The sequence below is a fragment of the Streptomyces sp. NPDC044921 genome, from assembly GCF_056432865.1.
On sequence record NZ_JBWKIF010000005.1, the window covers coordinates 366,689 to 390,688 of the forward strand.

A 24,000-nucleotide genomic window follows, 5' to 3' on the forward strand; every position below is an offset into this window, starting at 1 on the left:
ATGGCGGAGTTCACCTTCGACGACATCCGGCGGCTCCTGCGCGCGAGCGGCGGTGTCGACGAGCAGACCGACCTGGACGGCGAGCACTTCGCCGACACCGCGTTCGCCGACCTCGGTTACGACTCCCTGGCCCTGCTGGAGCTCGTCAACCGCATCGAGCGCGAGTACGGCATCCAGATTCCCGACGGCGACCTGGCGCACACCCACACCCCGCGCGAGGCCCTGGCCTACGTCCGGGCCCGGCTCACGGAGGTCCGCGTCTGATGGCAGGACACACCGACAACGCGGTCGTCGTCGAGGCACCGATGGACCTGGTGTGGACGATGACGAACGACGTGGCCGCCTGGCCGCGGCTGTTCAGCGAGTACGCCTCCGCCGAGATCCTCGGCCGGGACGGTGACACGGTCACCTTCCGCCTCGCCCTGCACCCGGACGAGAACGGCACGGTCTGGAGCTGGGTCTCCGAGCGCACCCCCGACCCGGCCACCCGCACCGTCGTGGCCCGCCGCGTCGAGACCGGCCCCTTCCGGTACATGAACATCCGCTGGGAGTACGAGCAGGTGCCCGGCGGCGTACGGATGCGCTGGATCCAGGACTTCGCGATGAAGCCCGACGCTCCGGTCGACGACGCCGCCATGACCGCCAGGCTCAACCGCAACACCACCGTCCAGATGCGCCTGATCAAGGCCAAGGTGGAGACCGCGGCCCGGGCCGGACGGCAACTGCGGGGCAGGCGCGTCCTGGTGACCGGAGGCAGCCGCGGTATCGGGCGGGGCATCGTCCTCGCCGCGGCCCGGGCCGGCGCCGACGTCGTCACCTGCTACCGCACCCCCGGCCCGGCCGTCGCCACCCTGGAGGAGGAACTGGCCGGCACTCCGGGCAAGCACCAGGTGCTGCGGGCCGACGCCGCCGACGCGACGGACGTGGACCGGCTGGCAGCCGCGTGTGAGACGGGCCTCGGCGGACTGGACGCCGTCGTGAACAACGCCGCCGCCTTCCGTCCGCAGCCGTACGCCGACCTCTCACCCGCCGAGTGGGCGGCCACCCTCCAGGGCAACCTCACCGCCACCCATCTGGTCACCCAGCGCACCCTGCCACTGCTCGGCGCCGGCGCCTCGGTGGTCAACATCGGCTCCACGGTCGCCTTCATCGGCATGGCCGGCGGCGTCCACTACACCGCCGTCAAGTCCGCGCTGGTCGGCATGACCCGCTCGCTGGCCCGGGAAGTCGGGCCGCGCGGCATCCGCGTCAACACCGTCTCTCCCGGCCGTATCGCCACCGAGGCACTGGACGAACTGCCCGCCGAGGAGGCCGAGCGGCAGCGCGCCGCCTTCGCCTCCTTCACCGCGCTCGGCCGGCTCGGCACCGTCGACGACATCGCCCGCACGGTGCTGTTCCTGATCAGCGACCACGCCGGATACGTCACCGGCCAGAACATCCACGTCGACGGCTGCGTCTGAGCTGCGGCCAGTCATGGAGGGAAACCCAGTGGACATCGCACTGCACGGCAGGAAACTGCTCGTCACCGGCGGCACCCGGGGCATCGGGCGGGGCATCGTCCTCGCCGCCGCCCGGGCCGGCGCCGACGTCCTCACCTGCTACCGGCAGGAGAGCGAGGCCGTCGACAGCCTGACCGCCGCGCTGAAGGAGACGGTCGGCGACCACCATGTCATCCGCGCCGACCTCGGCGACACCGCCGAGGCCGACCGCCTCGTCGGCGAGGCCGGGGACCGCTTCGGCCGGCTCGACGGGATCGTCAACAACGCGGGCGTGATCAGCCACATCCCGTTCGCCGAGCTGCCCGCCGACGAATGGTCCCGGATCCTCGACACCAACCTCACCGCCGCCTACCGGATCATCCAGCAGGCGCTGCCGCTGCTCGGCACCGGCGCCTCGGTGGTCAACATCGGCTCGCGCGGGGCCGCCGCGGGCATCCCGTTGCGCGCCCACTACACCGCCGCCAAGGCAGCCATGATCGGGCTGACCCGTTCCCTCGCCAAGGAACTCGGCCCGCAGGGCATCCGGGTCAACGTCGTCGCCCCCGGCGTCATCGAGACGGAGGCCTTCGCCGCGATGCCCGCCGACCGCGCCGACGGACTGCGGGCCACGTACTCCCGCAAGACCGCCCTCGCCCGCCTCGGTACCGTCGAGGAGCTCGCCGGCCCGGTGCTGTTCCTGCTCTCCGACGCCGCCGCCTACGTCACCGGCGAGACCCTCAACGTCGACGGGGGGATCTGACGTGCCCGAGAGCGCCGGGAAGGTCTTCCGGGTCATGCTGCGCATGCAGATCAAGCCCGGTATGGAGAACGACTTCGAGAGGGTGTGGCTGGAGGTCGGCGACTCGGTCACCACCCACCCCGCCAACCTCGGCCAGTGGCTGTCCCGCAGCACCGAGGAGGAGGGCGTCTACTACATCGTCAGCGACTGGACGAACGAGCCGCTGTTCCGCGAGTTCGAGACCAGCGACCGGCATCTGCAGCACCGCCAGAAGCTGCACCCGTACCGCAGCGGCGGCTCCATGACGACCATGCACGTGGTCGCCGCCCTGTCCGGCGCCGCGTCGTGACCGGCGGCGCCATCGAGGTCGTCCTCTACCACCTGAGCGACGACCCGGACCGCGTGCTGCCCGCGTACCACGAGGCCAGCCGCCGGATGACCGGCACCGCCGGCCTGCTCGGCAACAAGCTGCTGCACGCCGTCGGTGATCCGCGCTGTTACGTCGTGGTCAGCCGCTGGTCGGACTGGGAGGCGTTCACCGCTTGGGAGAGCGGCTGCGCGCACAAGGAGCAGACCGCACCGCTGCGGCCGCTGCGCGACACGGGCCGGGAGCGGCCTTTCGAGATCTACCGGGAGCTCGCCAGCTACGCGGGGGACCGGGCCGCCGCCGACGTCACGGAAGGAGTCTGAGCATGGCGCGCACGCAGGCCGGGCGAACCGCCCCGCCGATCGACCTGTTCACCCCCGCTTTCCACGAGAACCCGCACGAGGCGCTGGCCGGGCTGCGGCGCGCCGCGCCCGCCGTGCCCGTGACGACGCCGAACGGCCTGCGCACCTGGCTGGTCACCGGATACGAGCACGCCCGGGCACTGCTCGCCGACCCCCGGCTGAGCAAGGACATGCGCATCGGCCGGGACCTCATCCCGCGGAACTTCGCCGATCCGGACAAGCAGCGGGAGTTCCTGGCGGAGTCCGGGGAGCGCAGCCAGTTCCCGCACGTGCTCAGCGTGCACATGCTGGACAGCGACCCGCCGGACCACACCCGGCTGCGCCGGCTCGTCGCCCGGGCCTTCACCGCGCGCCGGGTCGAGTCCCTGCGGCCGCGCATCACCGGGCTCACCGACGAACTGCTGGACGCCATGGCCCGGCACGAGCGGCCGGACCTCATGGAGGCGCTGGCCTTCCCGGTGCCGTTCACGGTCATCTGCTGGCTGCTAGGAGTGCCCCCGGACGACCGGGCCGCCTTCCGTCGCTGGTCCAACCTGCTCGTCTCCGGCGCGGGCACCGACGAGGTGCGCGAAGCCAGCGCGTCGGTGATCGCGTACCTGGAGGCGCTGATCGAGGACAAGCGGGCCGAGCCGGCCGACGACATGCTCACCGACCTGGTGCACGCACAGGACGCCGGCGACCGGCTGTCGTCCGACGAGCTGATCTCGATGGCGTTCCTGCTGCTGGTGGCCGGCCACGAGACCACGGTCAACCTCATCGGCAACGGCGCCCTGTCCCTGCTCACCCACCCCGGGGTGCGGCAGCAGCTCGCCGCGGACGAGTCGCTGTGGCCCGCGGCCGTCGAGGAGTTCCTCCGCCACGACGGTCCGGTCACCAACGCCACCTGGCGGTTCACCACCGAACCCGTCCGGGTCGGCTCGGTGGTCATCCCCGAGGGCGAGTTCGTGACCATCTCGCTCGGTGCCGCAGGGCGGGACCCGGCCCGCTACCCCGACCCGGACCGGCTGGACATCACCCGCGCCCACACCGCCTCCGTCGCCTTCGGCCACGGCATCCACCACTGCCTGGGCGCCCCGCTCGCCCGGCTGGAGGGGCGGATCGTGCTCAGCCGCCTCCTCGCGCGCTTCCCCGGGCTCCGGCTCGCCGAGGACCCGGGCCGCCTGCGCTGGCGCAGCAGCCTGATGATGCGCGGCCTCGAAGAGCTCCCGGTGTTCACGGCGTGAGTGCCGACCCCGCCCCGCCCCTACTGGAGGAGACACCCGTGGAACGTCAGGACACCCGACCCGAGCGCCCCGCCTGGGCCCCGCCGGAAGTCGACATCGACACCCCGAGCATCGCTCGCGTCTACGACCACTGGATCGGCGGCACCCACAACTTTCCGGCGGACCGGGAACTCGCCCGCAAGGTCGCGGCCGGCAACCCCGGCCTCCCCGCCACCCTCCGGGCCAACCGGGCCTTCCTGCGCCGCGCGGTACGCGAGCTGGCCGCGCTCGGCATACGGCAGTTCCTCGACATAGGCTCCGGCATCCCGGCCGAGGGCAACGTGCACGACGTGGCCCTCGCCGCCCACCCGGACAGCAAGGTCGTCTACGTCGACATCGACCCGGTCGCCGTCGCGCACGGCCGGGCCCTGCTCGCCGACGAGCCCCGGGCGGCCGTCTTCCAGGGCGACCTGTACAAGTGCGAGGAGATCCTGGGAGCGGAGGACACCCGCCGGCTGATCGACTTCGACCGGCCGGTCGCGCTGATCCTCGCCGCCGTCCTGCACTTCGTCCCGGACGGCGACGATCCGCTCGCCCTGGTGCGCCGGTACACCGAGCGGCTGGCACCCGGCAGCGCCCTGGTGATCTCGCACGCCGGAGCGGAGGAGGTCCCGAGGGCGGCGCCGGAGGCGGCCGAGCAGTACCGGGGCGCGGTGAGCCAGGTCATCTGGCGCGACAACCGGGAACTCGCCGCGCTGTTCGAGGGCTGGGAGCTGGTGAGCCCCGGCGTGGTCCGGGCCCCGCTGTGGCGTCCGGAACCGGCGGAGTCCCCCGACCCGGAACTCGCGATGCTGGCCGGGGTGGCTCTGAAGCCGGGCGGGTGACCTCCGGTGGACACGTCCCTCACCCCGGCGGATGCCTCGCCGTTCCCCGCCCCCGCCGCCGCGGCACGGGCAGGGGACGGCCGCCGGCCCGGCTTCGGCACGCTGCTCGCGGTTGACCTGTGGGAGCGGTTCAGCTTCTTCGGCATGGCGGCGATCCTCGTCCTCTACCTGACCGCCCCGGAGACGCGCGGCGGCATGGGCATGGCACCGCAGTCGGCCACCGCGGTCTTCGCGGCCTACATGTCGCTCACCTTCATGGCCGGTCTGCCGGGCGGCTGGCTCGCCGACCGGGTCCTGGGCGCACGCCGGGCCGTGCTGCTCGGCGGTGTGCTCATCACCTGCGGCCACGCGGTGCTCGCGGTGCCGGTGCCGGGCGCGCTCTGCGCCGGGCTGCTGCTGGTCGTCGCGGGAACGGGCCTGGTCAAGCCGGCCATGGCGGCCATGGTCGCGGGGGTCAGCGGGGACGGGGAGGGCCGCCGCGAGGCGGCCTTCTCGCTCTTCTACATGTGCATCCAGATCAGTGCCCTCGTCGCCCCCGTCGTCACCGGCCTGCTGGCCGAGCGCGTCGCCTGGCACCTCGGCTTCGCGGCGGCCGCCTTCGGCATGACGGCGGGCCTGGCCCAGTTCGTCTGCGGTCTGCGCCGCTACGGCGAGGTGGGCGCGCGTCCGTCCAGCCCGGTGCCGCGCCCCGAGGCCGCCGCGGTGCTCCGGCGCGCCGCCTGGGTCACGGCGGCGGTGGCCGCGCTCCTCGTGGTGCCTGCGGCGTGCGGGCTACTGCCCCTCACCGCGGTGCTCGCCGTGCTCGGCCTGACCACGGTCACACTCCCCTTCTGGTATCTGCGCTCCCTGCGCCGCACCCACGCGCCGGGAGGGGCCCACCGGCGCCGGCTGACCGGCTTCACCGCGCTGATGGCTGCTTCCGCCGCGTTCTGGATGATTTTCGCGCAGAGCGGCTCGGTGCTCAGTCTCTTCGCCGAGCGGCACACCGATCGGGACCTGTTCGGCTTCGAGGTCCCGGCCAGCTGGTTCCAGTCCGTGCACCCGCTGTTCGTCCTGCTGGTCGCCCCGTTCCTCGCCCGGCTCTGGCCGCGGGCGGGGCCCCGTGTCGACGTACCCGTCAAGTTCGCGGGCGCGCTGGTCGCCGCCGGTGTCAGCTTCCTGCTGATGGCCGTCGCGGCCCGACTCGCCGAGCACGGCCGGGTGGGCCCGCACTGGCTGCTCCTGGTCTACCTGCTCTACTCCTGCGGCGAGACCGCCCTGGCCCCGGCCGGCCTGGCGCTGGCCGCCACGGTCGCCCCGCCCGGCAGCACCAGCCGCCTGCTCGCGGTGAACGGCCTGTTCGGTGCCGTGGGTGTGGTGGTGGGGGGCCAACTGTTCCGACTCACCACCGTGCTGTCACCGGCGGCGTACTTCCTGCTGCTCGGGTCCTTCGTGCTGGCGGTGGGCGCGGCGGTCGCCTTCGACGCTGCGCGGCTACGGGGGTTGCTCGTGCCGTAGGAGGCGGGCCGGCCGGCCACGGCGGGGCAGGAGCGGCAGACGAGTCGGGCTGTACGCCGGGTTCTCCAGAAGCACCCTTCTGACCTGCGGCTTTGTGGGGCGAACCGGCTGTGACCTGCTAGGACGGGTTGCAGAGGCGATCGGAGGCAGTCAGAGGAAATCGCTCTGATTCGACCCCGGATCGACCCGGGTCGCTCAGAGGCAGCCAGAGGCAACCCCTCTGCTCCTGCCGCCTGAGCGACCCGGGAGTCCGGAGTCGGACAGGCCGACGACTCCGACTCCTTCACGGTCTCCCCGGTCGAGCCGCGATGGGGATGCCTGCCTCCACCGGAGCCAGGCACACGAAAGCCTCCAGGACGGCCATCCTGGAGGCTCTTCGCTGGCACCGATTGGAGGTCGGTTCCGGACACCACCCGTGGTTTTAGCGGGCCCCGGTGGCGTCCATGTCTTTCGCGAGACGACCCCAGAATGCCATACGCCGTACCCCGTTGGCAGCACTCACAGAAGGCTTCGCGTCCAGGAAAACCGCATCCACAGGCAGTCAGAGGCGGTCACACCAAGCCCCTGGGACTCGCCCACCTCCCTCCGGCCGCCGCCGACCTGGTCCTCCTCGGAGACCTCACTGGTCGCTACGCCGCCGGCAGCTACAGCAAGCTCGACCGTGACGGAGCGGTCGTACGCTGCGGTGACCGCCAGGGCATGTCCGAGCACGGGCACCGCATCACCGCCGCCATCGCCTGCCACGTCGCACGTTGTGGAGGAACTCTTGATCAGCTCACACAACTCCTCATGCACCCGGACCACGAGGGCGGTAGGCATCCGCAGCACATAGCGCAGCGCTCGGGCCAGGCTCGCGCTCTGTCGTACATCCGTCGAGTCTGGGACAACGCCTGCGCAGCGGTCAGTAGCACGGCACGGGTCGAGTCACGCGAGCAGTCCTACGAGGACCTCGCGGCCCTGCGAGCCCGTATCGAGACCACCCCATGGCGCGGCGAGCGAGGCAGGACCGCGCTGCGTGTGCTTCGTGCCCACCTGAACTTCGCGGAGATCGCCGGTGGCCGCCTGCACGCGGCCAGCGAACGTCAGACAGCTGAAGAGGCCGGAGTATCGCGGCAGACCCTGCGGAAGGCCTACGAAAGCGTTCTCGTGCCTGCAGGATGGCTGCGCCGGCTGAAGGTCGGACGAGGCAGGGAAGGATCGACCTGGTACCTCGGCGACGGACCTGGTGCTGCCATTCAGTCACCCGAGTCTCGATCTCGTACCACTCAGTGCCCCCCCGACCCGGCACTTGGGGAGTGGAACACCCCTGAGACTGGATTGGGTGCAGACGTCGATTCCACCGTCATCAGCAGCCTCATGGGGCACGACGCCTTCACGCATCAGGCCTTGGGCAGCTCCGCTCTCATGGTGATCGGTGCTCTGCATGCCCGTCCCCACCAGACCGCCAGCGAACTCGTCGTCACAGCGTCCGTCTCGCGGGCAACCACCTACCGAACCCTGAACCGGCTCTTGAGGCATGGCTTGGTCCACCAGACCGGCGAGACCTGGTCCTTCGCCCCCGGGGCCCTGGAAGGGTTCGGTAACAGCCACCCGGACGCTGTTACCGACCTCCCAGTGACGCCTGCGCACGGTTGGGACCGGATCGCCGACCAGTACGGAACGACAGGGACCTCAGCCAGCCGCAAGGCTCTCCACGCTGCTGAAAGGGCGGCGTACCGCAAGGCGCTGGTGGTGGTCCGTGATGGCCGTTCGGTGCTGGTTCCTGCCGTGAGACCAGACGAGATCTCCGCTGAGTGGCACGGGCCGCACGGAGCCGTGACCAACCCGGCCACAGGAGTGGCGGACCCGGAGTGGCGGATCGCCACGGACGGCCGCTTGATCCTCATCACTCCGCGCGACGAGCGCTCATATGACGAGCTTGCCGCCGCCTACACGAACGCACTCAGAGAATGGGAGTCCGCCGCATGACGGATCAGCGCCCAGTACAGGGCGACCATCAACCGCCCACCAGTCCCGCGGCTTTGCGGAAGTGCTACGAGGCCGGATCCACGGTTCAGGAACTCGTGGAAATCAGTGGCCTTTCATACGGCACGGTCATCAACCGGCTGCGCAGCGCCGGGACGATGATGCGCACCTCGTGGGAGACGCGCCGCATGCGTGAAGCTCCGGCGCGCCGTCGCCTGGCAACTCACCTGCGCCGACTGTACGAACAGCACGGCGCCACTCTGGCGGAACTGGCTGTCGCTGGGGCCAAGACGAAGCGGGCCGCCCGTCAGTTGCTGATCGAGGCCGGCGGCAAACCGCGCACGGCACAGGAGACGCTGCGCATCCGTTCCGCTGCGAAGACCGCAGAGCGGCAGAAGCTGATGGCGGCGCTTCGGACGAAGTACGAAAACGGCGCTGCGGTGTCGGTTCTCGCTGCGGAGCACAACCTTTCCACCGCAACGGTCTACCGGCTCCTGCGCCAGGCCAGGACTCGGATGCGGCCCCACGGTTCTGCTGGACAGCGTCAGCGTAGGACCGTCCCGTGAACGGCCTGACACGGAGGCACGAGCGTCTCGCTCAGCGCGGTGGGCGCAAGCAGAACTCACGCGGATCGCTGCATCCGGCCCGTCCTCCCCCAAAGGACCGGCGATCACGCCAACTTCCGGGTGCCTGCCCGTGACGGCAGGCACCCCGGAGAGGCCCCTCGTCAGGCAGTTGCTCCACACAAAGCCTTGTGCCGCTGCCTGACGAAAACCCTCAACTTCGCATTCTAGGAGTACAAGCACACGTGAACGAGCTCACTCGCCAGAAGACGCTGGCAGCAGCAAAGACCAGCACCTGGGACGCCTTTGTGGTCGTCGTCGGAATGCTCAAGGGCGGCGCCGGCAAGACCACATCGGCCTGGTTCATCGCCCTCTACTACGCCGTGGTCCTCGGGCTGCGCACGCTGCTCCTGGACGCCGACGCCATCAGCCAGTCCGCCTACGACTGGTTCAAGGTCGCCCAGGCCGAGGGCTTCGAGATCCCGGAGAACCTGGTGGTCGAGCGGTATCCGTTCGATGACATCGCCGAGTACATCCAGGCCAAGCGCGCCGAGTTCGGCGCGATCGTGGTGGACGCTGGCGGCGGCAGCGCCAGGATCTTCCACGAGGCTGTTACCGAGGCGGACCGGCTGATCGTGCCGGTCGCCCCCACCAAGATCGAGCGCCGCAAGCTCGTGGCCACCTTCGACGAGGCCGAGCGCGCCGCCGCACGCAACGAGCGTGACGTCACCGCCCACGTGGCGCTGGTCAAGGCGGACGACCGCACCAGCCTGCCCCGTAGGGCCAAGGAGAGCCTGCTGAATCCCCCGAAGGGTGAGGGGCTCGGCGAGGACCGTGACGGACCGTTCCCCCTTGCGGAAACCGTGATCCATTCCTGGGCGCACTACATGGAGGCCTTCGGCGAAGTGCCGACCGAGCTGAGCGAGTACGCCGAGCTGATGAAGGAGCTGGACGCAGCGTGACCGAGAACAACGACAAGCTGAAGCCCCCGGCTCGGCGCTCCCGTCCGAAGGGCCACGTGCTCGGCGGCGCCCAGAAGACGGCAGCCGCGCCTCCGCCTCCGGCCGAGCTGACCCGTGAGCACCTGGATGCCGAGCAGGTCCACCCCGCCGACACCGATCTCGCGCCGCCTTCCACAGCGGACAGTGGCCTTTCGCCGCGGCCGACTGCCGACCCAGTCGAGTCGCCCGCGACAACGCACGAAGCGTCCGCGACGCAGGCTCCAGAGCAGGTCCGGATCGCCGCACAGGCGGATGGAGTCGCTGGCCACACGTCGGGCGCGCCCCCTGTGGCCTCTCCTGCTGAGGCACCGTCCGAGGCATCTGAAACCTCTCCGCAGCCCGTGCCGGGCGTTCCCCCTGCACCCGCGTATGGCTCCTCCGAAGTGGCCGTGCGGGAGGCTGCGCCGACAGCACAAGGAACGTCATTCCCTATGAGGGCTGGGGCAGCAGCTCACCAGTACGAGAGCGAGGCTGCTTCAGGGGCAGCATCGAATGAGGGTGCGCCGTGGACGCAGGGGGCGGGCCGTCCGAAGGACATCCCAGAGGCTTCCGCGGTCCTCAATCAGCGTCACATCACGCGGGAAAGCCTCGACGCATCCGTTCCTGCGGCGCTGAAGCTCAAGAAGCGGATCAAGCGCTTCGCGCTCGACAACGATCTCGACCACCTGCCCATCGGTGACATCGTCTGCGTGGCAGTGGACGAGTGGTTGAGCCGCCGCGGGTTCTGACGAACCGCTCGTCGATCGGGGCGACCCGCCAACACGAAGGCTGGTCGCCCCTTCGGCGACTATTCCACTAGTCCACTAGGCGGCTAGCTAGCCGCCTAGTCGCCTCCACGGGAGCCACTCCGTGCACAACTTCACTACCTATGTCGGCCAGCTGCGTGCGGTTGCCGACGCGCTTGAAGCACAGTCTGAGTCACAAGATGATCCGCTTGCTCCCCACCCGGACACCCTGAAGGTCATCAACAGCCGGCACACCAAGCGCGGGCAACTGAACTACGCCGTTCCTGATGTCCTTGAGCTCCAACGGCGCATCCGCCGCTGCAACGCCGACACCGAGATACCCCACGGCGACATGTCGCCCTGGCCCTCGACGCATGGCTCCGGGCCAAGGGCTACCCGCCTGACCCCAAGCAGCTTGGCAACAAAACACCATGACAGAACACACCGGTCAACTCCCGCTGCCGGACATCGGCGAAGGGCGACAGACCGCGTCAGCCAGAAGAGAACAGCTGTCCCTTCTGAGATACCCGACACCGATCCGACTGCCGGCCGATCTCTGGTTGAGCTGGCTGACTGACGAGACCATCGTCGCCCGCTTCAAGGCCAAGTGCTACGTCCGCTCAGCGGGTCAATGCTGGCCATGGCTGGGCGCCGTCAGCTCAACCGGCCATGGATCATTCCGCGCCGCCAGCCTGCCGGGGCCGTCTCGCAGAGGCACGGTCCCAGCTCACCTCTTCGCCTACCAGTTGGCCAACGGTGTGGTCACCCGGACGGGATGGTCCTCTGCTGAGGATCCTGTCATCTGCCACACCTGTGACTTCCACGGCTGCACGAATCCCGCCCATCTGCGACTGGGGACAGCTGCAGAGAACCGAGCCGAGTGGTCACGACGGCGGCACAATCCCCATGGTCCACTCGCAGACGTACGGGGGGCTGCTGGACGAACAGGGGCCATCGCTTCGGCGATCCTGGCGGGCCTCAAAGCCGGCGAGTCGCAAGATCGCATCGAAGAGAGAATCCGTGCCGCGGAAGAAGCGGGAATCCCGCTGACCCTGTGGTGACGTCTCCATTCCTCGGGCCTGTCACGTCCAGCCGGCCCGGCCTCGAAGTCCGCGGCCGCAGGGGCAGGCGCGGCTGCCGCTCGTGGGGTGGAAGGCGCGCCAGTACGTACGGCGGGTGAGCGTTGCCGCTGATGTCGTCAGGCCCAAGTCGCTGTTCAGGTCGCTCGGGGTGACACTCGCCGTCACTGGATGCTGTGCGCCGAACGCGATCCGAGCGCCCTGCGCCCCCGGCACAGTGCGGCGGCCATGCCGACGGGCAACCGACCGCCACAAGGAGAGGGGGCTGATCTCATTGCCTGTCTGACGCGCAGGTGGAAGACAGTGGCAGAAGGTGGAAGGCATTGGCAGCGCATCAGCCCCGGGGTCGAAAGGTCTCCCATGCTTGATACCAACAGCTTCAAGCTATCAAGGGGGCCTGCATGTACCGGCAAGTCGTCGCTTCGGGCACGGTGGGTTTGGGCCTGCTGATATTCGGCATCATCGCGGTGTTAGCTCTCACCATGTGGCTCCTGGGACTGGTGTTGGCACTGCGCGGCAGCGCTCCGGCGGAAAGGGCCGTGATCCTGCGCGCCTATGCCACGGTGCGTCTTCCAGGGGTCTGGCGCGGTTGGCGCGGGTGAAGTCGAGGAATAGTCAGAAGACACCACCGAGCGAGTTGCCGGGCCTGCACAATGAGGAGCGATGGACGACACCGATGCCAGGCTCAGCGCGGCGGACCTGCTGCACCGCCGCATTGAGCATCTGCACCGCGAGAACGGGAAACCGTCGACCCGGCAGATCGCCCAGCGTACCGGGCGAGCCGTCAGCCACGCGACGGTGGGCGAGATCCTCCGGGGAGAGAGGGTTCCCCGGTGGCCGTCACTGGAACCGGTGGTGAGGGCCCTCTACGGTGACGTCCGGGAATTCCACCGTCTGTGGTTGCATGCGGATGACGAACGCAACGGCATTCGCGCGGACGGCGGTCAGCCGCTGCCGAACGGCGCCGGCCGAGCGGCCGACGACGAAAGGCCGACGGCGAGCCCTTCTGACGTCTCGTCCGTGGACTACTTCTGCTATGTGTCAGCCTCCAAGGTACAGCGTTTGTACGCGACAATGGCAGCTTCGACAGCCCACCTCGATGCGCAACATCCGGGAGTGGAGGCGCTGTTCCGAAGCGGTGACACCTTCGGAAGGCCGCATCTGCTGCACGGCGGGTCCCTCGACCGCACCGAACTCATGAGGCAACTGCGTCAGGTGCTGACGGGGCTCGCCAGGAGGAGGGTCATCACAGAACTCGATGGTGCGCAGCCACCGAAGGTCTCCCAGTACGTGCACCACGCTGGCATATTCCAGCCTCAGAACTACGAAGCCGCGCTCCATGACCCGGCTGTCGATGTGGTGAGGCTGGCGTGTCTGTCACGACCGGGTCTTGTGCTGGATTGCTCATTGAGGTACTTCAGCGAAACGGTGGACGGCAAATATGCCATCACCTCGGACATCCGTGGATTCCTGATGGGTGGCGGAGCTCTGGCGTTCGACACCGTGTTCGTGCTGCTGAACCGTGGACAGGAGGAAATTGTCGGCAGCCCGCTCTATCTGAAGCTTTACGCTGGAGAGGTGGGAGAGGACTTGTGAGTGCGGCATCGGACGAAACCCTGCTGGATCTGGTAGAGCACGGCCCACACGAGTACGAAGGCAAAATCGTGATGCTGGGCGGAGCCCGGTACCGTGTCGGGCCGTTCCTCGGGCAGGGCGCCGAGCGGATCGTCCACCCCCTGACCAACACGGTGTCCGGGTTAACCCTCCATGTCATGAAAGTCTTCCGTGACCAGCAGCAGATCGCCAAGGACGCCGCCGCACGCATGCTCCACGAGGCCGAGTTCCGGCGCTATTTCGGAACGTCCGTACCGGACTCCTGGCTGGAGCAGTCCCACAGCGGATGGTTCGAGGTGCAGGACGCGGCACAGGCCCTGCTGCCACCCCGGAAGCCAGATCCTGCCGACCTCGCGCTCGGCGCGGCCGCAGCCGCCGAGGAGGACAGGCGCCCAGCGGAGGCGGTGCGCCACTTCCTGAGGGCGCTGCAACAGAGGCCGGAGCACACTCATGCGCTCGTGGGAGCTGCGACCCTGCTGGCGCAACTCGGTGACCCGGGGGAGGCACTCGCGCTTCACCAGCGCGCCTTGGATATCGAACCCAACTACTGCACCTACTACCTCAATTTCGCCGTGATGACCTATCAGCTCAAGGTGCCGTTCATGACGATCCAGGCCTACGAGGCCATGAAACAGCGCTTTCCCTACCAGGAAAGCATGGACGAGGTCGCCGCGGCCGCCTATCTGAGTTGCGGCAAACCCGACGAAGCTCTGGAAATCCTCGCCGACTCCAGCCGAACCGATATGGACGAGGAATCAATAACGTGGATCCGCGAACGTGCCACCGCCCTCAAGAGAGGCAGACAACACGCGGCCGCTGCCTGGCAAACAGCCAGTGCTGCTGTCGTCGCCGGGGACACCTCGGCCACGCGCGAGGCCCTCGACGAAGCTCATTCGCTCGACCCTGCAGACCCGTGGCTGGCCGTCAACGAAGCGCTGTTGCGTCTGCGGAGCAACCAGCCAAACGCCCAGGACATGCTGGCCTATGCGCTCCGCTTTCTCCCGTCCCAGTTCCACGGACCGTGTCTCGTCACCCTCGCGTTCCACGCCCAGCGCTCTGCACCCGACAGCGAGCAGACCCGGCAGTTCATCCGTGACGTGGGCCGGCAATTCCCGATCGCCGACGAGGAGTCCCTCAAGTACCTGCTCCCACTGCCCGCCGTCCTCTGGTTCGACCCGGACGGGCTCCAGTGCCTCGATCCCGCGACAACGGCCGCGACCCTCGCCCCCGCAGCGGAGACGGCATTCGCAGCGACCGGCGACCCGCTCTTCCGTATCGTCGCAGCCGTCTACGGAAACACCTCACCCGACTACGCCTCCTTCAACGAATGGTGCGCGGACAGGTGAACAGGCATCGCCCCCCTTCCCTTGGTGAGCGACCCGAGGGCCACAGCCGGCAGTAACCCGGCACGTCATCCACCGGGTGGATTGCAAGGGGCGTCGCAACACCTCGATACGGAGGGGGCCGATGGTACGCGGACGGGCCTGCCGGATGGGCGTCGATGATGACGGGACGTCCGGTGATGCGCTCACCGGGCAAGCCGCCGGTGCGCCAAGACATCGAGCGCAAGGCAGCCGAGGGTCTGACCAGCGAGGACGCAGCCGTCGAGGTTGGCGCATCAGCGTCGGCGGGGTCGACGTCCGCGAGGCGGTCCCCGCCCAGTACGACCGCCCAGGGCTACGTCCAGGAGCAGCCTGCCTGCATCGTGGACGGCTGGCGGTCTCCGCCACGGAGCCAGAGCCTGGGGTATGGCCTGGTCAGGACCGGTATTGCGGACCATTTCAACGAGCGGGACCGACCCGGCCCGGGAGACGACCTGGCAGCCGTCGTCCTGGACACGGACACGGAGATAGGATCCGATAGAGCGCTTCATCTGGGAAGTGCCTCCGGCGGTGGCCGGAACAAGGACCTCAACAATCCTCATCCTTGCAGTTCAGGGGCCTTTACTGTTCCCCTGACCGCCTGCCGGACAGCCCGCTTCATGGCCCTCACCGAGCGGCAGGAGGCCCGCCGCCGCCGGATCCTGCACGCGAGCGCCCAGCTGGCCAGCAAGGGCGGTTTCGACGCCGTACAGATGCGCGAGGTGGCCGAGTCCTCCCAGGTGGCCCCTCGGCACGCTGTACCGCTACTTCCCGTCCAAGGTGCACCTGCTGGTCGCCAGCATGCAGGACCAGCTGGAGCACATGCACGGGCACCCTGCGGAAGAAACCCCCGGCGGGCGAGACGGCCGCCGAGCGGGTCACGGAGACCCTGATGCGCGCCTTCCGCGCCCTGCAGCGGGAACCGCACCTGGCCGACGCGATGGTCCGCGCGCTCACCTTCGCCGACCGGAGCGTCTCGCCGAAGGTCGACCAGGTGTCGCGGCAGACGACGGCGATCATCCTCGACGCCATGGGCCTGGACCATCCGACCCCCGAACAGCTCTCGGCCATCCGGGTCATCGAGCACACCTGGCACTCGGCCCTCGTCACCTGGCTCTCCGGCCGGGCCTCCATCGCCCAGGTGAAGATCGACATCGAGACGGTCTGCCGTCTGATCGACCTCACGGACGGCCCGGCACCCCTGATCAGCCCTGCCGCCGGTGCCGCAGGGCGTCCAGCAGCCGGGTGAGCACCTCCAGCGCGGCGGAACGGCGGGCCGGCCGACGGGACCAGACGGCGGGGAGTACTACGCCGGCGTAGACGGCGAGGAAGACGAGGGCGGCGAGCAGCGCGGGCAGCTGAAAGGTCATGGTGTTCCCCTCCCGGGCGGGCGGCCGACGGCTGGTACGACGACGGCCAACGGCTGGTACGACGACGACCATCGCCCCTCGGAACGCCGCTCGGGCCGAACCCCGAATCCCGCCGAACCCCCGGCGAAAGGCGCAGGTCGGGCCGTACGCTTCGGAGACGTTCGCCGAAGTGCGCCGAAGGGGGCGGAGCGTTGACCGCACGATCGGGTCCCGTGGCGGACTTCTGGGCGTCGCTGAGCCGTCTGGTCCGCGAGTGCCTTGTGCCGCAGCGGGAGATCGCCGACGCGCTGGGGCTGGGGAGCACCAGCTCGGTCTCGGAGTTGCTGAGTGGGCAGCGGCCCAGGGTGCCGGACTGGGACGTCGTCCAGGCGATCGTCGGCCTGTGCGCGGAGCGGGCCCCCGAGGACCTGCCTCCGGGCATCAACCCGGACCTGGAGTACTGGAAAAGCAGGCACGCCGAGCTGGAGCTGACGGTGGACGGGGTGCGGGGACGGGTCCGACGGGGCGGGCCGGTCGCCGGGGCGAGGGGGCGGAGGCCCACGCCGGGACGGGACGTGGCGGAATGCGTCCACATGGGCGTCGCGCAGGCGGTGCGGCTGCTGCCCGAGGGGCGCACCAGGCCGACAGACGTGGCACGGGCACTTGTGGCTCCGCCCCACGACCTCCAGAGCAAGCCTCGTCTCCTGGCCGACCTGCTGGCGCACGTGCCGGCCCGCGTACGCGCGGCACACGGCGTGGAACGGGCCGCACTAATCCAGGCCGCGCGCGTGGTGCTGGCAGCGGCAGCGGCCGCGACCTCCTCCAGCGCTTCTGAGGTCCTGGGCATGGTGCGCGACCTGGCGGACGCGACGCAGCCGGCCTTCCTTTTCCCTTTCGGGCAGCCGAGGTTCACCATCCCGAAGGAGGCCTACGCGGGCCTCGTCCGCACATACCGGCAGTTGGCCGCCCCGCTCGCCCGGGCATGCCCGGAGTTCGCGCTGGTGGCGGGTATGCCCGAAGTGATGGGCGAGGACCGGTCGGCCGCCCCGGGCCTGGCCGGACTCGAGGATCTCCTGTCGGAGTTCGCCGGCCGGAAGGGGCACACGGCGTCTGTCGGGGCGCTCCGGGAGCCGATCGCCCCCCTCGACGCTTCCGGTCCCCGCCTCCCCAGTCTCGCGGACGGCTACATCACCCCGCGTTTCCGCCTGGGGGACGCGACGGCAGGCGCCGACATCGCCTCGGACAAGTGGTGGGACGAACGGCCCGTGCACAACGGCATCGAGCGGTTCCTCGCCGCTCATCTCCTGGGCTTGGCCGGCCTGCTGGCACCCCTCATCGTGCTCGGCCATCCCGGCGCCGGCAAGTCACTCCTCACCAAGCTGCTTCAGGCCCGGCTCCCGGCCGCCGAGTTCCGCCCACTGCGGGTGGAGCTGCGGCACACGCCCGCCGAGGCGGACGTACAGACCCAGCTGGAGCACGCACTGCTGCGCGCGACGGGACGGGCGGTGCTCTGGCCGGACTGGGCCGAGGCCTCCGACGCCGTGCCCGTGGTCCTGCTGGACGGCTTCGACGAACTGCTCCAGGCCGGGGCCCAGAAACTCGACCGGACACGTCAGTGGGGGTACTTGCAGGAGATCAAGGAGTTCCAGGAGCGCGAGGCACGGCTCGGCCGCCCTGTGATCGTGCTGGTGACGAACCGCACGGTGGTCGCCGACCGCGCGGACATCCCGCCCGACAGCCAGGTGATCCGCCTGGAACCCTTCGCCGAGCCCGAGATCGAACGCTGGCTCACCGTCTGGAACACCACCAACGCGGACCACTTCCAGCGGCACGGCCTGCAGCCGCTCACCCCCGAGGTGGTCCTGCCCCACCGCGATCTCGCGGCCCAGCCCCTGCTGCTGCTCATGCTGGCGCTGTACGACGCGACCGGCAACGCCCTGCGCCGGCTAGAGAACGAGGAGATCAGCCGCACCGAGCTGTACGACCGGCTGCTGCGGGAGTTCGTCCGCCGCCAGGTCGACAAGGACGGCCCGCTGCCGCCGGGCGAGCAGGCCGCCGCCGTCGACCGGGAACTGCACCGGCTGTCCGTCATCGCCCTGTCCATGTTCCATCGCGGCGCCCAGGCCATCAGCGGGGAGGACGCCGACACGGCCCTGCGGGCGCTCGACGCGGACGGCGACGGCTCGGGGCTGCTGTTCGGGCGCTTCTTCTTCGTCCACGAGGCACAGGCCGTCGTCACGAACGAACGGCTGCGCAGCTACGAGTTCATGCACGCCACCTTCGGCGAGCATCTGACCGCCCGGCTGATCGAGGGGGCCCTGCGCCAGCTCCTCGACAGCCCCGAGCCCCGGGACGACGGCGAGCTGTACGCGCTGCTGTCCTTCGCGCCGCTGACGGACCGGGCGCAGCTCGTGAACAACCTGCGGGACATGCTGGCGGCCTGGCCACGGGATCATGTCGACGTCGGCCTGGTACCCGCGCTCATCGGCCTCTTCCGCGCCGCCGGCTGGGATCCGGAACACCGCACGCCCGTTCGGTACGCGCCGATGCCGCGACGAAGGGCGTCCCGGGATGCGGTCTACGAGGTGAACCTGGTACTGATCGCAGTGGTGGCGGGGGGTGACCTGGAAGCCTCTGAACTCTTCCCCCACATCTCCGTGGAGAAACACTGGCGACGGCATGCCCTGGCGTGGCAGAGCCAGTTGTCCGACGAGTCCTGGGCCTTGTTGACCAACACACTCCACGCCGACGGGTTCTCAGGGGAGCTGGTCCTCACCACAGGTCCGGTTCCGCTCCAGCGCCTGCCCTGGATCACCAGACCCCTGTCGGACGAACTGGAGGAGCGGCTCTCCTCCGATCCCATGGTGCCCTTGATCCGGCGGCTTTCGTTCGGCAGGGATTTCGAGCCGGAGGCGCTGTTGCGTGTCACGTACCCGCTGCTGCTCCAGCTGCCGATTGCATCGCTCGCGTACCCATCGTCGGTGGAATCGCTCACCGCCCTCCTGACCCGCGATGTGTACGCCCCCGACGAACTGCCCCACCTGTACACCCACTGCCTGGAGATCGCCTCCTACCTCCCGTTGGGGGAGCTCGGCCCCTACCTGCACACCGTCCTCTGCCACATGGCCCAGGATGCCCCCGCCCTGTCCGACAAAGACCTCGGGTCCGTCCTTGTCCGTCTGGCGAACGCGCTGATGGCGACTGGCGTACAGCTCACCGACGCCATGGAGCGGGCGCTCCTGGCTTGTCTCCACCATGCGGTGGACCGTGGACGTCCCGACCTGCCCCCGTCCATCTTCGCCACCTTGTTCTGGGAGGACGCGCATCCCTCCCTGGGTCTCCCGGCGATATCCAGCCTGAGCCACTCCACCCACGCCTGGCGCTGGTGGACCCGTCCGGGAAATGCGAGTGACGTCCGCGATTTCGACGTGCTGCTCAGAGAGCTCGATCTCTCCGAAAACGCCGCCACCCGCCCCGCCACCCTGATCGACCTCCTCCGCCTCGCAGCAGAGCTAGGCCTCGACGACTGGCTGAGCGTCCGCGTGCCGGAGATCCTCGCCGCCCTGCCCGCCACGGCCTTCGGCCTGCTCCGCCCCTCCGACCTCCCCTTCCTGCGCGCGGCGCTGCCGCCGGGGGCGTACGCGGAGGAGTTCCAGGAGATCGAACGGGTGTGGCGCGGCGGCCCCTGACCAGGGGCCGGGGCATCCAGGGCACAAGAAAGACCTACGAGACGGGTTCCCTTCGCCGGCATGGTCCGGATCAGGTTCTGGGGGCGCCGTCTGGCCACCCTGGCCAAGTGCGACCCGGTCGGCGCCTCACGCGCCGACTACTCCCACAAGCACCGCTGGCACGGAGTGAACGTGCAGGTGGTCACCGATCCGGACGGCCGGCTGCTGTGGCTGTCACCCGCGCTGCCGCGCCGGGCTCACGATCTGGCTGCTGCCCGCACCCACCACATCATCCGCATCTGCGAGCGCCAGGGCGTCCTGATCCTGCCGACGTCGCCTCCCAGGGCGGAGGCCCCTGACTGCCCACAGGCATCCGACGATCCATGCTGGAACTCAGTCCCACCGGGAAGACCCTCAACCAGGCCCTGACCCAATTGGGTAAACACCCGTAGAGAGCCCATCCAGACGGCTACCCTCAACCCTGCCCCGGCGTGCCAGCCAACGGAGGGCTATCGGTCTAGTCCTCTTCGGCGACTTGCGGCCTAGCGAGGTCGCCTTGACGCGACCTGCTCCCACGGTGATATTCACATGCGTAGATGGCTGATACTGTCCATACGCGCCAGAGCAACCGAGACCTGACCAAGAGAGGAGGGCGGGCCTACGATGCCCGATACCGGCGGTGACGAGAGCGCGGCGCCCCGCACGCTCGCGGAGAAGCTGACCGCCCTTCGCGACGGGCTCGCCACCGAGGGGGGCAAGCCGCCATCCTGGAACACTCTGGCCCGCGAGATCTCGGAGCAGACCGGCGTCCCGATCTCGGGTCCGTACCTATGGGAGCTGGCGACGGGCAAGCCCGGCACGAACGTTACGCTGCGCCACCTGAAGGCACTCTCTGAATACTTCCACCGTCGCATCTCGTACTTCGTCGATGATGAGATTGCCTTCGAAGACGACACCCAGGCACAGCTGGATCTCCTCCGAGAGCTACGGCGTCTAGGTGTGCGCAACATCAGGCTGCAGAACGTGGAGTCAGGCGCCGCCGATCGCGAGACTATCCAGGGCCTGCTCGCACGCCTTCAGACGCTTGATGCGCTGGGCGACGAAGGTGTACGCAAGGTCGCTCTGGGAGCCAGAGCCCTCAGCCCGGAGCAACGCAAGACCCTGAGCGACCTCGCCAGCCAGCCAAGCTTGTTGGACGCACTACCTCGCATGATGCGACTCCTTGAGGCTGCCAAGGCACTCACGGATGAACAGCTCACGACCGCCACGAACGTTCTCCGGCAGCCCGATGCACTCCTTGCAGTACAGGATGAGGTTGTGCGCGAAATCGCAACGAAGTGTCACGAGCTGCTGCCGTCCAGCCGACAGGCACTTTTGCCCGTGATCGCGCAGCTCCAGCGCCTAGAGAACAGAGAGGCGTAGCAACCCAACGCCTCGCTCGGTGCCACTCGGACTTGCCCGACCGCTAGCTTCGCCACGCAGAAGCTCCCGTGATCGCGGGCAGGCGTCACTGTCTCGAAAGGCCCAGGCCGAGATATTCAGCGATCAGCTCGCGCGGAAGCTTCGGCATCAGCCAACTCGCGGCATCAAAAGTGGCTTGATCATCCGCGTCCAGTTGAGGATTGGCTGCGTCCGGCCGGAGCGGGGACCCATCGACGCCGGCAGAGACCGGGAAAAAGAGCACCGTGCCGTCGTCCGCGCCAAGCCACACGCCGCTTGGCGCAGCACTCCCACTTGCGCTGTCCCGCGTGAAGCAGCCTGACACATGTCCGCCGCGTACGTGATCAACACCCTCACCGACCGACTCAGTGCTTCTGTGGGAGTTTTCCAGGGTGGTCTGTGCCCCCCTGGGGAACGCATCGTTCCGTCTTGCCCGCCGGCTCCCTCCCGGCATCGCCATCGCTATCGCCCCCGTGGTCTCTGTAAAGGTCAGTCTCCACGCGCAACTGCGGCCCTACCTGCTGAAGAACCAACGTGCTCCAGTACTCCGCCGGAAGCACCACAGCGGTTTCCGCTCATCCGTAGGGGTCGGCTGCGCCAAGCCCACTACAGCGGTGGTGCTTACTGGCTGTTCTCTATCCGTTCGCGTGCTCGTTCGGCCTCGAACAGGGCCCTGAATCGGGTGAGATTGCTGATGCCAAGGCATGAGAGAAGGGCCTCTTGGTAGCTCGCGGATGTCGAGTCCAGCGAGGAGCAAGAGGCCCTGTTGTCGAAGTGTCGCGTGGTCACGGTCGCCGGGTCCAGTCCGGCCACTCCTGGGTGTGACTGTCTCGCCCACAGGTTCGGGAACGCAGCCGACAGGCCGGAGCGCCGGCCCCGGTACGGCTCGGACATGAGCGATACCGAGTGGGCTCTGGTGCGGGATCTGCTGCCGGTGCCGGGATGGCTGGCCGGCCGGGGCGGGCGGCCGGAGGGCTACTGCCACCGGCAGATGATCGACGCGGTGCGCTACCTCGTCGACAACGGCATCAAGTGGCGGGCGATGCCCGCCGACTTCCCGCCCTGGCCACGGGTGTATGCCTTCTTCGCCCGCTGGCGGGATGCGGGATTGATCGCCGAACTGCACGACCGGCTGCGCGGGTCCGTCCGCAGGGCTGAGGGCCGTGATCAGGAGCCGCAGTCATCGACTCGCAGTCGGTGAAGGCGGACGCCACCGTCGCCCTCACCTCACGGGGCTTCGACGCCGGGAAGAAGATCAACGGCCGCAAGCGGCACCTGCTCACCGACACCCTCGGACTGCTGCTGTCCGTGCGGGTCACGCCGGCGTCCACGACCGACCGGGACGCCGCCCGGACCCTGCTGCCGGCGGCGACGGGCTGCTTCCGGCGGCTGTCACGGGTCTGGGCCGACGGCGGCTACACCGGCCACCTCGTCGACTGGGCCAGCGTGCACCTCGGACTCGTCCTGGACGTCGTCCGCCGCAGTGACGACGTCCAGGGCTTCCAGGTCCTGCCCCGCCGCTGGGTGGTGGAAAGATCCTTCGCCTGGTGCCTGCGCAGCCGGCGCTTGGTCCGTGACTACGAACGGCGCACCGACACCAGCGAAGCCGTCATCCTGTGGTCGATGACCACCCTCATGAGCCGCCGCCTGGCCGCCCGGCAGCAGAGCCCTGCTCCGCCGCGGGCAGCGTGAACCTGCCCGGTTTCCCCTCGACCAGCCAGCCCCGTTCCACCAGCCTCTTCAGCCGTGCCCTGGCACCCTCGACGCGGGAGGCGGACGCACTGTCCCAGCCCAGCACCACCGCCGCCCGCCGGGCGCCGAGCCCGTCGCCTCCCGCCTCCACCGCGGCGGCCATCAACGCCTGGTAGTCCACCGACAACACCTCGGTCCCGGCGGCGTTGTCCCGGTGGGGCACCGCCCGGCGCGGCCCCACCGGCTTCTTCTGTAGTGCTCTGCCGACCACCACGACGGGCGCCTCCTCCTCGGCCAGCGCCTCCAGATACTGCTCCAGGCCGATCACCCGGCGCCTGAGCACCTCTTCCGCCTCCACCAGAGCCGCCCGCACCCGCTCCAGCTCGGCTTCGAGTTCCTCCACCCGCACCGCCGCGGCCTTCTGCCGCGCTTCCAGCACCGCCCGCATCGACGGCATCCGCCACCCCCCACGCCATCTCGATCAGCAACGGACCGAGACTCCCGCGCCAGCCGCCATGTCATGCCGGACCAGCGGAAACTGCACATGAGGTTCGGAAAGAGAACGACCTCTGAAGTCATGGCGCCACACACACGAAGGCGGCCAGGCCCCCGAGCGCCTTCGGGGCGCGGTGGGGGGCGGTGGGCAGCAGCTAGGTCCGGCATGGCAGTTCTCCTCGGCGAACTCGGTGAAGGGGATGGGAGAGCAGGCGCTGAACGCGCACACGGTCAGGTCGTCGCAGCCCGCCTCGGCCGCCGGCACTGAGCAGCAGTGGATCGTGTTGATCCAGGAATTCAAGGCCCTGCGAGTGACCACGTTTGACATCGCGGACCGGCTGCGCGACTGGCGCGAATAGGGTCCGCGAGCGCGGCTCTCTGGGCCCCCGGCTCATAGTGCAGCGAGGCAGCAAGGGCAGATCGGCTAGGCAGTTTCGTTTGGATCAGTCGGTCGTTGTTCCGGTTGTGCCGTTGACTGACGCGCAGTGGGCGCGGATCGAGCCGTTACTCCCGGACCGG

Annotated in this window: 23 protein-coding genes and 4 pseudogenes; 24 read left to right on the plus strand and 3 right to left on the minus strand. The window is 69.2% G+C overall.

Features of this window, described 5'->3' with window-relative positions; all coding sequences use genetic code 11:
• From AC07DA_RS10965 to AC07DA_RS11045, 17 genes and pseudogenes are all read left to right on the plus strand, one after another.
• Nucleotides 1-264, plus strand: coding sequence for an acyl carrier protein (locus tag AC07DA_RS10965; protein WP_479126665.1), 264 nt, complete (start codon nucleotides 1-3; stop codon nucleotides 262-264).
• A pseudogene (locus tag AC07DA_RS10970) lies at nucleotides 264-713 on the plus strand (SRPBCC family protein); the annotation flags it as partial. The gene AC07DA_RS10965 and the pseudogene AC07DA_RS10970, both read left to right, overlap by 1 nt.
• Before the next feature lie 30 nt (nucleotides 714-743).
• Entirely contained in the window at nucleotides 744-1,460 is a 717-nt protein-coding gene (locus AC07DA_RS10975) for an SDR family NAD(P)-dependent oxidoreductase (protein ID WP_479126732.1), read from the plus strand.
• Between the two features lie 28 nt (nucleotides 1,461-1,488).
• A complete protein-coding gene (locus AC07DA_RS10980; protein ID WP_479126667.1) occupies nucleotides 1,489-2,238 on the plus strand; it encodes an SDR family NAD(P)-dependent oxidoreductase in 750 nt (249 codons plus the stop codon).
• Between the two features lie 34 nt (nucleotides 2,239-2,272).
• Entirely contained in the window at nucleotides 2,273-2,566 is a 294-nt protein-coding gene (locus AC07DA_RS10985; protein ID WP_479126734.1) for an antibiotic biosynthesis monooxygenase family protein, read from the plus strand.
• Nucleotides 2,563-2,907, plus strand: coding sequence for an antibiotic biosynthesis monooxygenase family protein (locus AC07DA_RS10990; RefSeq protein ID WP_479126669.1), 345 nt, complete (start codon nucleotides 2,563-2,565; stop codon nucleotides 2,905-2,907). Before AC07DA_RS10985 ends, AC07DA_RS10990 begins: the two co-directional genes overlap by 4 nt.
• A gap of 2 nt (nucleotides 2,908-2,909) precedes the next feature.
• Entirely contained in the window at nucleotides 2,910-4,169 is a 1,260-nt protein-coding gene (locus tag AC07DA_RS10995; RefSeq protein WP_479126671.1) for a cytochrome P450 family protein, read from the plus strand.
• Nucleotides 4,170-4,207: 38 nt separating this feature from the next.
• Nucleotides 4,208-5,032: an SAM-dependent methyltransferase gene (locus tag AC07DA_RS11000; RefSeq protein ID WP_479126673.1), complete on the plus strand. Its 825-nt coding sequence runs from the start codon at nucleotides 4,208-4,210 to the stop codon at nucleotides 5,030-5,032.
• Nucleotides 5,033-5,038: 6 nt separating this feature from the next.
• Nucleotides 5,039-6,529 carry a peptide MFS transporter gene (locus tag AC07DA_RS11005; RefSeq protein WP_479126675.1) on the plus strand — a complete coding sequence of 497 codons (1,491 nt, stop codon included), beginning with the start codon at nucleotides 5,039-5,041 and terminating at the stop codon, nucleotides 6,527-6,529.
• Between the two features lie 699 nt (nucleotides 6,530-7,228).
• A complete protein-coding gene (locus AC07DA_RS11010) occupies nucleotides 7,229-8,497 on the plus strand; it encodes a helix-turn-helix domain-containing protein (protein ID WP_479126677.1) in 1,269 nt (422 codons plus the stop codon).
• Nucleotides 8,494-9,060: a helix-turn-helix domain-containing protein gene (locus tag AC07DA_RS11015; RefSeq protein ID WP_479126679.1), complete on the plus strand. Its 567-nt coding sequence runs from the start codon at nucleotides 8,494-8,496 to the stop codon at nucleotides 9,058-9,060. The genes AC07DA_RS11010 and AC07DA_RS11015 overlap by 4 nt, the downstream gene beginning before the upstream one ends.
• Nucleotides 9,061-9,302: 242 nt before the next feature.
• Nucleotides 9,303-10,019 carry a ParA family protein gene (locus AC07DA_RS11020; RefSeq protein WP_479126681.1) on the plus strand — a complete coding sequence of 239 codons (717 nt, stop codon included), beginning with the start codon at nucleotides 9,303-9,305 and terminating at the stop codon, nucleotides 10,017-10,019.
• Nucleotides 10,016-10,786, plus strand: coding sequence for a hypothetical protein (locus AC07DA_RS11025; RefSeq protein WP_479126683.1), 771 nt, complete (start codon nucleotides 10,016-10,018; stop codon nucleotides 10,784-10,786). Before AC07DA_RS11020 ends, AC07DA_RS11025 begins: the two co-directional genes overlap by 4 nt.
• A 121-nt stretch (nucleotides 10,787-10,907) precedes the next feature.
• Complete coding sequence (locus AC07DA_RS11030; protein WP_479126685.1) at nucleotides 10,908-11,360, plus strand: hypothetical protein; 453 nt, start codon at nucleotides 10,908-10,910, stop codon at nucleotides 11,358-11,360.
• Nucleotides 11,361-12,263: 903 nt separating this feature from the next.
• On the plus strand, nucleotides 12,264-12,464 hold the full coding sequence (locus tag AC07DA_RS11035; RefSeq protein WP_479126687.1) for a hypothetical protein: 201 nt from the start codon (nucleotides 12,264-12,266) through the stop codon (nucleotides 12,462-12,464).
• A 61-nt stretch (nucleotides 12,465-12,525) separates the two neighbouring features.
• Nucleotides 12,526-13,458 (plus strand): hypothetical protein, encoded by a 933-nt coding sequence (locus AC07DA_RS11040; RefSeq protein ID WP_479126689.1) that lies wholly within the window; start codon nucleotides 12,526-12,528, stop codon nucleotides 13,456-13,458.
• Complete coding sequence (locus AC07DA_RS11045; RefSeq protein ID WP_479126691.1) at nucleotides 13,455-14,822, plus strand: tetratricopeptide repeat protein; 1,368 nt, start codon at nucleotides 13,455-13,457, stop codon at nucleotides 14,820-14,822. Before AC07DA_RS11040 ends, AC07DA_RS11045 begins: the two co-directional genes overlap by 4 nt.
• A gap of 292 nt (nucleotides 14,823-15,114) precedes the next feature.
• On the opposite strand, the pseudogene AC07DA_RS11050 reads toward AC07DA_RS11045, so the two are convergent.
• Nucleotides 15,115-15,349: pseudogene (locus AC07DA_RS11050) on the minus strand (transposase); the annotation flags it as partial.
• 108 nt (nucleotides 15,350-15,457) lie between these two features.
• Here AC07DA_RS11050 and AC07DA_RS11055 point away from each other — a divergent pair.
• Nucleotides 15,458-16,086: pseudogene (locus AC07DA_RS11055) on the plus strand (TetR family transcriptional regulator).
• Here AC07DA_RS11055 and AC07DA_RS11060 read toward each other — a convergent pair.
• Nucleotides 16,043-16,207 (minus strand): hypothetical protein, encoded by a 165-nt coding sequence (locus AC07DA_RS11060; protein WP_479126693.1) that lies wholly within the window; start codon nucleotides 16,205-16,207, stop codon nucleotides 16,043-16,045. The pseudogene AC07DA_RS11055 and the gene AC07DA_RS11060 sit on opposite strands and share 44 nt — an antisense overlap.
• Nucleotides 16,208-16,419: 212 nt before the next feature.
• On the opposite strand from AC07DA_RS11060, the gene AC07DA_RS11065 reads away from it, so the two are divergent.
• From AC07DA_RS11065 to AC07DA_RS11085, 5 genes and pseudogenes are all read left to right on the plus strand, one after another.
• Nucleotides 16,420-19,875, plus strand: coding sequence for an NACHT domain-containing protein (locus tag AC07DA_RS11065; protein ID WP_479126695.1), 3,456 nt, complete (start codon nucleotides 16,420-16,422; stop codon nucleotides 19,873-19,875).
• Between the two features lie 47 nt (nucleotides 19,876-19,922).
• A pseudogene (locus AC07DA_RS11070) lies at nucleotides 19,923-20,282 on the plus strand (transposase family protein); the annotation flags it as partial.
• Nucleotides 20,283-20,517: 235 nt separating this feature from the next.
• Nucleotides 20,518-21,276: a hypothetical protein gene (locus AC07DA_RS11075; RefSeq protein WP_479126697.1), complete on the plus strand. Its 759-nt coding sequence runs from the start codon at nucleotides 20,518-20,520 to the stop codon at nucleotides 21,274-21,276.
• A gap of 910 nt (nucleotides 21,277-22,186) precedes the next feature.
• Nucleotides 22,187-22,495 carry a transposase gene (locus tag AC07DA_RS11080; protein ID WP_479126699.1) on the plus strand — a complete coding sequence of 103 codons (309 nt, stop codon included), beginning with the start codon at nucleotides 22,187-22,189 and terminating at the stop codon, nucleotides 22,493-22,495.
• On the plus strand, nucleotides 22,492-22,986 hold the full coding sequence (locus AC07DA_RS11085) for a transposase (protein WP_479126701.1): 495 nt from the start codon (nucleotides 22,492-22,494) through the stop codon (nucleotides 22,984-22,986). Before AC07DA_RS11080 ends, AC07DA_RS11085 begins: the two co-directional genes overlap by 4 nt.
• Here the strand turns inward: AC07DA_RS11085 and AC07DA_RS11090 are convergent.
• The gene (locus tag AC07DA_RS11090; protein WP_479126703.1) at nucleotides 22,928-23,443 is read right to left on the minus strand and encodes a hypothetical protein; all 516 of its coding nucleotides are present in this window, start codon (nucleotides 23,441-23,443) and stop codon (nucleotides 22,928-22,930) included. The two genes, AC07DA_RS11085 and AC07DA_RS11090, sit on opposite strands and share 59 nt — an antisense overlap.
• A 238-nt stretch (nucleotides 23,444-23,681) precedes the next feature.
• Between AC07DA_RS11090 and AC07DA_RS11095 the strand changes: the two genes are divergently transcribed.
• Nucleotides 23,682-23,840 carry a hypothetical protein gene (locus AC07DA_RS11095; protein ID WP_479126705.1) on the plus strand — a complete coding sequence of 53 codons (159 nt, stop codon included), beginning with the start codon at nucleotides 23,682-23,684 and terminating at the stop codon, nucleotides 23,838-23,840.
• Nucleotides 23,841-24,000: the final 160 nt, after the last annotated feature.